This is a genomic window from Oceanispirochaeta sp. (assembly GCF_027859075.1).
In the GTDB taxonomy this organism is placed as follows: domain Bacteria; phylum Spirochaetota; class Spirochaetia; order DSM-2461; family DSM-2461; genus Oceanispirochaeta.
In genome coordinates this window covers 1-11,828 of the sequence record NZ_JAQIBL010000186.1, presented here as the reverse complement: position 1 = coordinate 11,828, position 11,828 = coordinate 1, and the positions used below count along the sequence as shown (strand labels likewise).

The window sequence follows — 11,828 nt, the reverse complement described above, 5'->3', positions numbered from 1 at the left end:
TCCCTACCCGGACTTGCCCAGGGGCCTAAGATGATTATATATTTCATATCCTTTATAGGAAAACCGGTGACTGCCCTTCTTGTAGGGTTTCTTTTTGCCTTGAAGCTGGCTCCCAAAATGAATGAATATGTTCTTATGAGATGGGTAGGTGAAGGCATCAAAACGGCCGGTCCCTTTATTCTGATTACGGGAGCCGGTGGTGCATTCGGGGCCATGATAAAAGCAACATCAATAGCCTCATTTCTGGGAGCATCCATGAGTGGATGGAATATAGGTATTTTAGTGCCCTTTTTTATTGCAGCCGCTCTTAAAACAGCTCAAGGCTCCTCGACTACAGCCCTTGTGACAACCTCAGCTTTAATGGCTCCCCTTCTCAGTTCTCTTGGGCTGAACAGCCCCATAGGCTCCATACTGACGGTCATGAGTATCGGTGCCGGAGCCATGATTGTGTCACATGCCAATGATTCTTATTTTTGGGTCGTCGCCCAGTTTACCGGTATGGATATTAAAACAGCATACAAAACTATGACCATGGCCACATTGATTCAAGGATTGGTCACCATTGCTGTTGTGCTGATTCTATCCCTGATTCTCCTCTGAGAGCATTCAGGATTATCGAAAAGGGAAAAGACATATTTTATAGGCTCTGGTAGAGCCTTAGGTGCAAAAATAGTCCTTTCTACTCTTAATACATCTCCCCCTACTCCGGAACGGGTTCTGACCGGATGTCCAGGTATTCCTGTGTTGCCAGGGAGAGGTCCCCATAGACCCCTCGAAGTTCCTCGGGGAGAAGAAGAGCCAGGTGGTACATGAACTCATCCATGATCTTTTTCCTGATTTCAGGATTGGTCTTTTTAGGAGGGGTCAGGTAGATAGGGTCTCCCGCCTTGAAGGTGATTCTGGTCCGTTTAAGGCGCTTCAGATTCTCCCATAAATGCTCTGTACCATAATGAGCCAGGGGCAGAAGGGGGGCGCCGGTGGTCAGTGCCATTGTCACGACACCGGGCTTGCCTTCCTGGAGGACCCCTGTCCCGCTCCGGGTGCCTTCGGGGGCCATGCATATAAAATGACCGGCCTTCATCGTGTTGGCCACTTCCCGGAAGGCCTTGAGATCGGCGGTGCCCCGGTCAACAGAGATAGAGTCATAGGTATTGGCCAGGAAACTAAACAGGGGATTATCCCAGGTTTCCTTTTTTGTAAAACCCCTCACGATGCGGGGCTCCAGGAAGACCAGGAACATGGGGGCATCCAGGAAATTGATATGATTAATACAGATGATCATCGGACCGTCCAGGGGGATATCCTTCAGGGCCTTTGTATCGATACGGCAGAAAATCCGGATAATCAGCTTGAGGACAGCGCTTACAAGTGTTTTTCTGAGCTTCATGTATGTATGATCCTGATAGGGCTGGGAATACAGCTGATTTCCAGCTTTTTCCCGTCTTTGCAGATGGTTTCTCCGTCGGCATGGACAACAAAACCGCCCTTGAGGGCTTTCATCAGGAAATGATCCGCCTGATCCATGGTAATTCCCGGCAGTCCCCGCTGGGTTCCTTTGGTGTAGTGGACGATGGTTTTCAGGAGTTTGAACCGGGTGAGATGATCCACCATGCACAGGTCCAGGAGTCCATCATTATTGACCGCCTCGGGGGCCATATAAAAGAGGCCGCCCATCCGGTTGCCGTTCATGATGGAGACCTGAATCGCCCGGCGGACTGTCTTTTCTCCCTTGTACTGGAGTTCCACTTCGGGGGATGCTGAAAATTTGATCAATGTCTTCAGGGTTCCGATCACATAGGCGAAGGCGTCATGAACATGGGGCATTTTCGCGGCTTCCAGTCCGACTATCGTATCAAATCCGACACCCACTCCATTCCCGAAATACCGTCCTTCCGGATAATCCCCGCCTTTGATGATGCCAAGATCGAGGGGAGAAGAGTTGCCCTTCTTTATGACTTCCAGGGCCTCTTCCAGTCTTGCCGGAACATGACCTCCATAGGAAAAATCATTGCCCCGGCCCATGGGCAGAACCCCGAAGAGAGGGGTCGCATCGCCCTTCCCGTTCATAAGACCGTTGAGCACTTCGTTGCAGGTTCCATCCCCACCGGCGGCAATGATGGCCGTATCGGGTTCCCGGGCGCTGGCGGAGGCCAGCTCGATGGCGTGCCCGGCAGATTCGGTATATTTCAAGGTGTAATTGATTTCTTCTTTTTTGAAGAAGGCTTCGACCTGAGGCAGCTTCCTGAGAGCAGCTCCCTTCCCGGCGGAAGGATTGAAGATTATGATATTATTTTTGATCATTTTTTTGTCCATTGAGAAAGATGTCTTATTATCAGGGGTCAATGATTCAATTGTAAAGCTTATTGGGTGAGAAAGATTTATGAACAGCTGTCGAAACCTTAAGATCTCAATATAATCACGCAAGAATATTGCTGTTTGGATCATATACAAATATGACACAAACAGAAGATAGTGATATTGATCTTTGTATTATTCTGGAAAACCCACAAATGAGAACAATAGAGATAGGCCGTTCTATCAGAAAAGATATTTATCCCGTCTTAAAAAGACCTCTGGATATTCTTGTATATGACAGGAAACATTTGATGAACGCTCCTCCTATCCCTTGTCTCTGGAATCAGAAATAATGGAATCTGCTTGAGAGTTATGACGAAAAAAAACATGGTAGATGAATGGCTGGCATATAGTAAAAAAGATCTAATTCATTCTTATTGCCTCATGATAGTAATTTCCAATCCTATAATGCAGGTTACTATATTGGCCAATTTTAAAAACTGACAATAGAAATGACTCTTTTAAAGAAAAAATACAAATCCGCTATTTCCTGATTTATTGCAAAAATATTTTAAATCTGCTTCAATATTCTTAAAATCACAAAGATCCCTTCGAGAAATACAGCCATAAAACCTAAACCTTCTACCCATATTGTGAGGACCGATGAAAAAGGTTTAAAATCAATCAGTGACCCGTTGTTTAAACTGAGTCAGACATAAATGCTCTTTCAAGATCGAAATCCTTTCAATACGGATCACCGCAAAATAGTTCAACAAAAGGAGTGCTGAAGTGAAACAACTATTGTCCATCAGTTGTGAAATTCTGAAATCCTACCCCAAAGCGGATTTACAAGCCATCGAGAAAGCCCTGCAGAGTGAATTCAAGCAGTTTGACCGGAAAATCATTGTCCTGGATGATGATCCAACAGGCACACAGACGGTGCATGGGATTTCCGTCTTTACCGACTGGAACCACAACAGCCTGACAGAAGGATTCCAGGAAGAGAATTCCATGTTTTACATTCTGACGAATTCACGGGGGATGACAAGCGCTCAGACGGAGCAGATTCACAGGGAAATTGTTAAAGTTCTGGAGCAGGTCTCAAAAGAGTTGAACCGTCCCTATATTCTTGTCAGCCGCAGCGATTCAACCCTGCGGGGCCACTACCCTCTCGAAACGGAGACCCTCAGAAAAGCTATAGAGAAGAATGGAAGAAGCATTGACGCTGAGGTTCTTGCACCCTTCTTCCTGGCGGGAGGACGTTATACTCTGAATAACATTCATTATGTCCAGGAGGGAGAACAACTCACACCTGCCGGGCAGACCGAGTTTGCCCGGGATAAATCCTTTGGATTCAAAAGTTCCCATCTGGGAGAATGGTGTGAAGAGAAGACCGGCGGTGCCTTTAAAGCAGAAAGTGTAACCTTTATTACTCTGGAAGAGATCCGCGCCTGCGATTACACAGGAATCTATAACAAACTGATGAAGGTCAAGAACTTCAACAAGATCGTTGTGAATGCCATCGCCGATTCAGATATGAAGGTCTTCGTTACGGCTCTGCTCAAAGTCCTCAAGAGTGGAAAGGAAATCATCTTCCGGACAGCAGCAGGATTTCCCCAGATTCTGGGGGGAATCACTGATAAACCCCTCCTTGTGAAAGAGGAGCTTGTTCCACCGGGGAACAGGAACGGTGGAATTATCCTGATCGGTTCCCATGTCAATAAAACAACACAGCAGATGAATGCTCTGCTCCAGAGTGACCTTCCCATAAAGCCGATTGAATTCAATCAGCATCGGGTTCTTGAAGAGAATGGACTGGAAAATGAAGTGGAAAGAGTCCTGACCCGGGCTGAGGATTTTATCAGGCAGGGACAGAATGTGGTCATCTACACGAGACGGGACAGGTTTGACCTCGACACAGACGACAAGGATGCACAGCTGGCAGTTTCTGTCAGAATTTCCGATGCTGTTACCAGTATCATAGGGAGATTGAGGATCCGTCCGAATTTTGTCATTGCCAAAGGAGGAATCACCTCCAGCGATGTGGCCACAAAGGCTCTCAGGGTGAAGAAGGCTCTGGTTCTGGGGCAGATTCTGCCGGGAGTCCCAGTCTGGAAGACCGGGTCCGAAAGCACCTTCCCCGACCTGCCCTACGTGATCTTTCCGGGAAATGTGGGTTCAGTGGATGCCTTGAGGGATGCGGTAACGACCCTCTGCGTGTAAATCGGAACGCCACCCTTCCGGGCTTACGCCCGCCCGGACTGAGGGGAAGTCCCTTATTTTAAGTAATTTGTATTATTGCCACCCACTCCCCGGAATCCATTGTGATATCAAGGGTTCCATCTCTCGGGACCATAGGAGAATTGAAAACTCTCTGAGTCTATGAATCACAGCTTTGAATTCAAGATTATTCTGATCATTACGTATTTTCTTTATAAACGCATTCCATTGTTTCTGCTTATTTGTCTCATATGAAACTCTCAATATAAGGGGTTATTATGTTCTTAACTCTGCAAATATCTGCAAAATATAACAGCTCATCAATTGTAGTCCTTTTGTTATGAATAACATCTTTAAGGGCTTCAAGGGCGACTTCAAGCCCGATCTTGTTACGATACTTGAAGCAGTCGGCAATGGTTTTAGGAATATTGTAGATGTTTATTAGTTCGCTTTCTATTTCCTGCTTAATAATTCCTTCATCATATGCTTTTCCAGAAAATCGGACCAATTGAATGGGATTCTGATTTATCTGTGGGGCCCTGGCTCTTCTGGGAACCGCCATCCATACCAGAGAAGGATTCTGAGTCCCTATCTCATAAAAAGTGAGTGCAGACAAAAGACATATGACTCCGTTGGAAACGATTTTCTGTGCTTCAAGAAATGAATAGTAGGGGCCTGGAATATAGTCATTAGAAGAATATAGCCCTCGTGAAACACGAAGAATATCGCCAGCATTCATCATCCTATGTATCGTTTTTCTGTCAATCCCAGCTTTTGATAGCTCACTAGAACTTAGAATTGGGGTTTTTTTGAGCAGTTTTAATACTTTCTCTGTTTGAATACCCATGCCTCTAATTGTATTCACATATACAGATATGTCAACAGTTCGAGGCATGCATACCTTTGTAATCCTCCTGTGCAAAATCGATTTATATCTTAAAAATCATAATTCAGATCCTTCACGGTCAACTTCTCTTGTGACACACATTGTTCTTCATTATTATTGTGTTGATATCAGCTTATCAATTTCAGTATCACTCAGATATCTGATGGAAGAATTCTGCAGTAAAAACGTCAGTTTTGCCGTTTCTTCCAACTCCTCCGCATTATCTACAGCATCAAAAATATCAATACCCGTCACAATAGGACCATGATTCTTTAAAAGAAAGGCCCTGTGATGAGGGGCAAGTTTTGCCAGGACCAGAGCTATATCAGGACTTCCCGGAGGATAATACTCCATGAGAGGCAGCTGACCGATCCTCATGACATAATAAGGAGTAAAAGGTTTGATCACAGACTCTTTATCAAGATTCTCCAGACAGGACAGGGCCGTCAGATACGTGGATGAAGGTGGACGACAGCTTTGCAGTCCTGATTTCCTTTATACAGGCTGAGGTGAAAAGCGACCTCTTTGGAAGGCTTCTTTCCCCACAAATGATTTCCACTCATATCCACCACCGAAAGCTCATCAGCTACAAGCCGTCCAAAAGATGAACCCGTAGGAGTTGCCAGGATATTACCATCGGGAAGCTTTAGAGACATATTCCCGGAGCCGCCGGTAGCATATCCTCGGGAAAAAAGAGAAAGACCTAAGTCAAGGAGATCTTTTTTGTATACTTGATAATCCATTATGAATGAGCCTCCAAAGTTTTTGCCAGAGCCTGCTTAAAGAAGTCAGGCTGTCCGAAATTTCCTGATTTCAGAACGAGCCGCACCGCCTTATTCTGTAAAGGAGTTAATACGGGCACACCCGGTGCCACTGAATCACTTAAAATAAAGGACTGAAATCCTAAACGCTCTGTAATAGCACCGGAAGTTTCGCCTCCTGCTATAATAATTCTGGTCACTCCTGCCTCCAGAGCCAGTTCTGCCAGATCGGCCATAGTCGTTTCAAAAAGCTCTGATATATCCTTTTGAGACAGTCCTGTCGCTGCCACTTCTCTTTCGGTAGGATGATTACCGCTGGTGTGAATTAAAATATCAGAAAATTGCTTATCCCGGATTTCCCGGATGAGCTTTTCTTTAAATTCTGGATTGCTCTGCAGAGCGAAGGCATTCAGCTCAATGGATCTACCGCCCTCTTCTACAAACTGTTTGATCTGTTCCCGTGTTGCTTTGGAACAGCTTCCGGCAAAGATGATGGACCGCCCGACCGTGCCTGCTGGAAATACATCCTGACCTGTTTCCTGAACTGTATAGAGAGGGTTCAGGTCTGCAGAGTGCAATGCTGCTAAATGTTCCGCGAGGCCCGAACCACCTGTAATCAGGGGCAGATTTTTAAACAGGGAAGCAATTATTTTTCCATGTTGTTCTTCATAGTATTCCGGAACGATATAGAAAGGCTTTTGATCTGTTTCATTTCTTTGGATACTGATCCAATCTTCTATATCCTGTAGAGAATTCATTTCTGTGACCGAAAGGTCAAGACAGGAATACTGCCCCTGGGTCTCCATCAGCTTTGATATTTTAAAATCCCACATGGGAGTCACAGGATGGTCTTTCATTGAACTTTCATGGAGAGGGACTCCCTGAACATACAGGCCGCCCTCTTTGACGGTGCGACCATTCACCGGTAGAGCGGGGCAGAGGATGGTGTATCTGGAACCTGTTTTTTCAATAAGAACATCAGTCACTGGCCCAATATTCCCCTGGGGGGTGGAATCAAAAGTGGAACAGTACTTGAAGTATATCTGTCTACATCCAAGCTTTTCTAAATATGTATAAGCCTCAATTGTCAGATTTACAGCATCCTCTTTGTCAATGGATCTGATTTTCAGGGCAAGAACAACAGCTTGCACCGATTCACCTGGATCAAAGTCTGATGCGGGGATGCTATTCATGAGTAGTGTTCGCAGTACTCCTTTAGAAAAAAAGGAAGCGATGTCGCTGGCCCCTGTAAAATCGTCTGCTATACAACCAATAATCATATGTTTTCAGCCTCTCTTTGGGGGATACACAGAAACTTCAGGATGTATTCATTGACCTGTACCGAGTGGGTTACGGGGGTAGAATGGCCGCCGGGCACAATAGACAGCGAACCATGGGGCAACAATCCAGCCATTGTTTTTGCATGTCCAATAGAGATGATGTCATGCCGGCCGACAATGATCAGTGTAGGAGCCTCGATTGTTTTCAAATCAGTATCCTCCAGCAGGGGGAATGTGCGCCACATAAGTTTGATGCGTTTTTCCAGACTGGCAAAGTGTTCTCCAGAGCCGGTCCACCAACGTTTGATCCAGTAGGCCGCGCCATGACTTTGGGTATAGCTTTCTTCCAGTGCCGCGGGAGTGAGGCCGGAGGGATTAGAATTGGCGCTGATGGCGACGATGCAGCCCACACGGTCGGGCCAGTCCTTCCCGAGCAGCAAGGCGGTATTCCCGCCGTCACTCCAACCAACCACGTCGCTTATCCCGATCTTCAGTTGATCCAAAACCCCTATCGCGTCTTGCGCAAGCAGTCGGTAATTCAATTCCTTTCGACCCAGGTCGGAGAAACCGTGACCCCGCACATCCGGAATGACGACCTGCCGCCCAGCCGCCACCAACTCTGGAATCTGAGAGAACCAGGTCAGCCGATTGCTCAACCCGCCATGCAGCAGTAGTATGGCCGGCCCTTTACCATAGCTTACATAATGGATGGTGGCACCGTCCTTTTTGAGATTCCCCGGCACCCCGGACCCTGCAGGCGTTGTGCGCCAGACCAGATAGCGGAACATCGAAGAGCTCATCGGCCGCAACAGAAAATACCCTGAATACAGGAGCAGCAATACAAGGCTGACTTGAATAAGAATTGTTTGCATCGACTTTCTACGCAAGATTCGGTTGACCCGTATTGGACAGGATACTGGCCCAAAGCGGCCCGGCCGAATCGATGTGTTTCCGGTGGCGAACGACTTCAGTGGATGGTATATTCACGAAATGCCCGTTCCAAAGCCCCACCACCAAACGTGTTTTCCCTGCCATGGCCGCATGCACGGCATTCTCAGCCAGCCGGAAGCAGAACACCGAATCGTCCGCATTGGCCCGGGCGGAGCGGATCGTGTATGAAGGATCGATATACTTGACGGAAACCCCACGCCCGATTTGCTGAAAATGGTTCTTGATGGCTTCTTTGAGAAAGATTCCGATGTCACCCCGCTTCAGATTACCAGAGGCATCGGTTCCACCCGTTGGCACAAGATTTATTCCGGCCCCTTCCGCAACCACTATAACCGCATGGGATTTTTGCTCCAGCCTTTTTTCAAGAAATCCCATTACCTTGGGCAGTGAAAACGGCACCTCCGGGACGAGCAGCAGATTGACATCGCTGGAGGCCAAACTCGCGTAGGCGGCGATAAACCCGGAATCGCGGCCCATCAGCTTGACGAGACCAATGCCATTGCGCACACCCTTTGCCTCCATGTGGGCACTGTCGATTGACGGCTGGCTCAGGGCCACGGCGGTTTGAAAGCCGAAGGTGCGCTCGGTGCAGGAAATATCGTTGTCAATTGTCTTGGGAATGCCCACCACAGCAATCTTTGCGCCCCTCCGGTCGATTTCATCGGCAAGATCCAGAGCTCCCCGCTGGGTGCCGTCGCCTCCGACAGCCAAGAGAATATCGATCCGGTTTTCCTGCAGGAAATCAACCATCTGTTTTTCATCCTGCTTTCCCCGGGACGTTCCGAGAATCGTGCCACCCTGCTGGTGAATGTCCTCGACCAGTTCTGGTTCCAGCCGCACAGGGGCGTGACCCAGATCAGGATTCAGCCCCTCGAACCCGTAGCGCAGCCCCAGGATGTCGCGCACGCCGTAGCGATACCAGAGGACCATAGTGACAGCCCGGATGACATCGTTCAATCCCGGGCAAAGGCCTCCGCAGGTAATAATCGCCGCACGGGTATTTTTCGGATCGAAGTACAGTTTGCTCATTGGACCAGAGAGCTCTAACGAAGCCGGCTCACTGGCATCAGCCGGCAGCTCCCGAAGGGTGGCATCCTGCAGGATACGCGCCTCTTCCTTTGCCCCTGCAACCAGGGATGGCAATGGAGATTCCACTCGGCATTCCCCGAGGCTTTCAATCCTGTATTGCATTGGTTTCATAATGATCTCCTCGGTTTATATCGATAATCTCAAATACTCTTTATGAACAACAGAAAAATCATCCTTTAAATAGTATACCAGAGGTACCCCTGTTGGAATATTAAGCTCAAGAATATCTTTTTGAGAAATATTTTCCAGAGACATGGCTAAAGCCCGAAGTGTATTTCCATGAGCTGTAATTAAAATCTTTTAATCTGCAAAACAAACTTCAGACCATACAAATGGCAGTCAATATCCTCAAGATAATCACTGGCCTGATCAAAGAATTATATTTATTAAAAACATTCTCACATAGGGACGTCTGAAGATACTGGCTCACATATGATTAACCTTCCTTCAACGTAATCTCATTGAATTTTTTTAATTTAGAATTGTTAGGAGCTACAGGCACATCAAGGGAGTACCCCACAATACCGACACCTATTCAGTGTATTCACTTGTGAGAGAGCAAAGCGTCTTTTAGAAGACTCTTAATAACAGCTTGCCTACTAATATTAAGATTGTTAGCATACTCATCAAGTTCTTCTAACATAGGGAGTGAAAAATCTATGTTCACTCGTTTGACTTTAAACTTTGCAGGAGGTTTGATTTCACCTTCTGTGAAGTAACGGTTTATGTCTTCCCCTCTCTCAGCCTTAAGAGCAAGTTCTTCTGGATCTATCTTAGCGGTAGTGTCCTGCATATAATTCCCCCTCTTCCTTTGTCGATTTCCATAAGGTTACAAGATGATAATACTCACCTTCCGCATCATCCCTCACTTCATAGATAAGAGAGAATAGCTGACCTTTCACCCAACCTATCACTCGATACTGCAAAGGGTCATCTCTCTTCCGAGATTCATAATAGAAATGAGAAAATATTTCCTGAGCCTCATCAAAATCTATCTCTCTTTTAGGGTTAGTTTTGATTTCTCTACTTTTGCTTGGATCATACTTGAATCTCATGATAATAGTATAACTGTTATACCTTTTACTGTCAAATTATCAGGAAAGTTAACTCCCCTCTAAGTGTCACCGATGTTTTACAAGATTTAATGCGAGTCCAAAATGGAGAAACTTTCTGTATATGCTGTACGCAGTCACATATGAACATGCTATGTGCTGTAGAAGAGGTGTTGAGTCGTCGTCTTGGAACAGTAATAAAGAAGAACGATGTTCTGACAATTATGCAGAAAGAAGAAATCTTTCCTGTTGTTTTTGCAGTAGTTCTTGAACCGTCTGGAAGGTAGACCTGCTAGTAGTAGATATTTTTCTAGAGAAGAGAGTGACTGATTCTTTGAATGAAGACATCCTGGCCTCCTTTCGGGCTTGCGCCCGCGCAGATGTTTATTCCTACCGGCGCTGTACGACAGCCCCGGTGCTTTTCATCATTCAGGCCAAAGGGCGGGGTTCTAGTCCCTCTTTCATATTTTTATAGAGGCGAAGGGACTTGAAGGGGTATTATTTATCAAAGATTGCCTTGGATACTATTGGATATCTTTGGAAATATAACTGCTCACATATTTGCTGACACATAATTGCATCTATGATTCTATTTATGAACGAATTGTCTTCATTGAAATAGTACCAACTGCAGTATAGGGATTTTGCTCACTTGTATTCATATTTTTCATTAGCATCCCTCCCACATAACTGACAAAGTTTGGAACTACAAGGGCGTCCACAATATAGTGCTTATTTGATATATCTTTAAACTTAATACTCAAAGGGATATTCAATAATTCAATTACATTACCAAAATTGTCTTCATTCGCTTCTTTGAATATAATCATTGAATAATATCTTATAATTGATATAGGAATATTGATTTTTAATGGATGATGGTCAATATGTGTCCTAGTTAGAGAATAGACTTCATCATCTTGAAACATCTTAAATGTTGATGACCTCTATCCATTATCAGTCATTATTTTGAGAGTCCCATCTCCAGCAATGGATTCCGGAACTCTAGTTTTTATCTGTTCCATGATTTTCTTTTTATCAGGTTTAAATTCAATTTCAATATCCAGAGCTGGACCGAGTCCAAGATTTACAAGATCTATATGGCAATCATTTGGAAAGATATTCAGTTCTTCATTATTATCATGCTTCTCATGAGAAACATAAAAAAACGGGAGTATATCTTCTGTTTGCTGTAAATAGAATGATGCAGTCTCAAAAAAAACTTTTGGCAGATACGAATGAGATCTTTGTTTTTTCATCTCAAAATGGGTGAACATGATAATTAGCAATGAAG

12 protein-coding genes and 3 pseudogenes are annotated in these 11,828 nt (G+C 45.5%); 4 read left to right on the top strand and 11 right to left on the bottom strand.

Annotated elements, in window-relative coordinates; translation table 11 throughout:
• Positions 1–600, top strand: a 600-nt coding sequence (locus tag PF479_RS10140; RefSeq protein ID WP_367277224.1) for a GntP family permease, incomplete at its 5' end; no start/stop codon positions are given.
• 100 nt (positions 601–700) lie between these two features.
• Here the strand turns inward: PF479_RS10140 and PF479_RS10135 are convergent.
• Both PF479_RS10135 and PF479_RS10130 read right to left on the bottom strand, forming a co-directional pair.
• On the bottom strand, positions 701–1,387 hold the full coding sequence (locus PF479_RS10135; protein WP_298005802.1) for a 1-acyl-sn-glycerol-3-phosphate acyltransferase: 687 nt from the start codon (positions 1,385–1,387) through the stop codon (positions 701–703).
• Positions 1,384–2,301: a diacylglycerol kinase family protein gene (locus PF479_RS10130; RefSeq protein ID WP_298005799.1), complete on the bottom strand. Its 918-nt coding sequence runs from the start codon at positions 2,299–2,301 to the stop codon at positions 1,384–1,386. The genes PF479_RS10135 and PF479_RS10130 overlap by 4 nt, the downstream gene beginning before the upstream one ends.
• A 104-nt stretch (positions 2,302–2,405) precedes the next feature.
• Between PF479_RS10130 and PF479_RS20775 the strand changes: the two are divergent.
• Both PF479_RS20775 and PF479_RS10125 read left to right on the top strand, forming a co-directional pair.
• Positions 2,406–2,648, top strand: a pseudogene (locus PF479_RS20775) (nucleotidyltransferase domain-containing protein); the annotation flags it as partial.
• A gap of 436 nt (positions 2,649–3,084) precedes the next feature.
• Positions 3,085–4,518, top strand: coding sequence for a four-carbon acid sugar kinase family protein (locus PF479_RS10125; RefSeq protein WP_298005796.1), 1,434 nt, complete (start codon positions 3,085–3,087; stop codon positions 4,516–4,518).
• A gap of 244 nt (positions 4,519–4,762) precedes the next feature.
• On the opposite strand, the gene PF479_RS10120 is transcribed toward PF479_RS10125, so the two are convergent.
• From PF479_RS10120 to PF479_RS10090, 7 genes and pseudogenes are all read right to left on the bottom strand, one after another.
• On the bottom strand, positions 4,763–5,410 hold the full coding sequence (locus PF479_RS10120) for a type IV toxin-antitoxin system AbiEi family antitoxin domain-containing protein (RefSeq protein ID WP_298005794.1): 648 nt from the start codon (positions 5,408–5,410) through the stop codon (positions 4,763–4,765).
• A gap of 105 nt (positions 5,411–5,515) precedes the next feature.
• Positions 5,516–6,144 (bottom strand): annotated as a pseudogene (locus PF479_RS10115) (aldolase).
• Positions 6,144–7,442: a 3-oxo-tetronate kinase gene (gene otnK, locus PF479_RS10110; RefSeq protein WP_298005791.1), complete on the bottom strand. Its 1,299-nt coding sequence runs from the start codon at positions 7,440–7,442 to the stop codon at positions 6,144–6,146. Before otnK ends, PF479_RS10115 begins: the two are co-directional and overlap by 1 nt.
• Positions 7,439–8,230 carry an alpha/beta hydrolase gene (locus tag PF479_RS10105; protein ID WP_298005805.1) on the bottom strand — a complete coding sequence of 264 codons (792 nt, stop codon included), beginning with the start codon at positions 8,228–8,230 and terminating at the stop codon, positions 7,439–7,441. Before PF479_RS10105 ends, otnK begins: the two co-directional genes overlap by 4 nt.
• Before the next feature lie 91 nt (positions 8,231–8,321).
• Positions 8,322–9,593: an ATP-dependent 6-phosphofructokinase gene (locus PF479_RS10100; protein ID WP_298005790.1), complete on the bottom strand. Its 1,272-nt coding sequence runs from the start codon at positions 9,591–9,593 to the stop codon at positions 8,322–8,324.
• A gap of 66 nt (positions 9,594–9,659) precedes the next feature.
• A pseudogene (gene gpmA / locus PF479_RS10095) lies at positions 9,660–9,782 on the bottom strand (2,3-diphosphoglycerate-dependent phosphoglycerate mutase); the annotation flags it as partial.
• 244 nt (positions 9,783–10,026) lie between these two features.
• On the bottom strand, positions 10,027–10,275 hold the full coding sequence (locus PF479_RS10090; protein WP_298005787.1) for a hypothetical protein: 249 nt from the start codon (positions 10,273–10,275) through the stop codon (positions 10,027–10,029).
• A gap of 402 nt (positions 10,276–10,677) precedes the next feature.
• On the opposite strand from PF479_RS10090, the gene PF479_RS10085 reads away from it, so the two are divergent.
• Positions 10,678–10,821, top strand: coding sequence for a hypothetical protein (locus PF479_RS10085; protein ID WP_298005785.1), 144 nt, complete (start codon positions 10,678–10,680; stop codon positions 10,819–10,821).
• Between the two features lie 306 nt (positions 10,822–11,127).
• Here PF479_RS10085 and PF479_RS10080 read toward each other — a convergent pair whose 3' ends face one another.
• Together PF479_RS10080 and PF479_RS10075 are read right to left on the bottom strand one after the other, a co-directional pair.
• Complete coding sequence (locus PF479_RS10080) at positions 11,128–11,463, bottom strand: hypothetical protein (RefSeq protein ID WP_298005782.1); 336 nt, start codon at positions 11,461–11,463, stop codon at positions 11,128–11,130.
• 18 nt (positions 11,464–11,481) lie between these two features.
• A partial coding sequence (locus PF479_RS10075) for a hypothetical protein (protein ID WP_298005779.1) occupies positions 11,482–11,828 on the bottom strand: 347 nt, incomplete at its 5' end.

Excerpts from the sequence above, each read along its gene's own strand:
- PF479_RS10135 (WP_298005802.1), bottom strand. The coding sequence starts at position 1,387 with ATGAAGCTCAGAAAAACACTTGTAAGCGCTGTCCTCAAGCTGATTATC.
- PF479_RS10130 (WP_298005799.1), bottom strand. The coding sequence starts at position 2,301 with ATGATCAAAAATAATATCATAATCTTCAATCCTTCCGCCGGGAAGGGA.
- PF479_RS10120 (WP_298005794.1), bottom strand. The coding sequence starts at position 5,410 with ATGCCTCGAACTGTTGACATATCTGTATATGTGAATACAATTAGAGGC.
- otnK (WP_298005791.1), bottom strand. The coding sequence starts at position 7,442 with ATGATTATTGGTTGTATAGCAGACGATTTTACAGGGGCCAGCGACATC.
- PF479_RS10105 (WP_298005805.1), bottom strand. The coding sequence starts at position 8,230 with ATGTTCCGCTATCTGGTCTGGCGCACAACGCCTGCAGGGTCCGGGGTG.
- PF479_RS10100 (WP_298005790.1), bottom strand. The coding sequence starts at position 9,593 with ATGAAACCAATGCAATACAGGATTGAAAGCCTCGGGGAATGCCGAGTG.
- PF479_RS10090 (WP_298005787.1), bottom strand. The coding sequence starts at position 10,275 with ATGCAGGACACTACCGCTAAGATAGATCCAGAAGAACTTGCTCTTAAG.
- PF479_RS10085 (WP_298005785.1), top strand. The coding sequence starts at position 10,678 with ATGAACATGCTATGTGCTGTAGAAGAGGTGTTGAGTCGTCGTCTTGGA.
- PF479_RS10080 (WP_298005782.1), bottom strand. The coding sequence starts at position 11,463 with ATGTTTCAAGATGATGAAGTCTATTCTCTAACTAGGACACATATTGAC.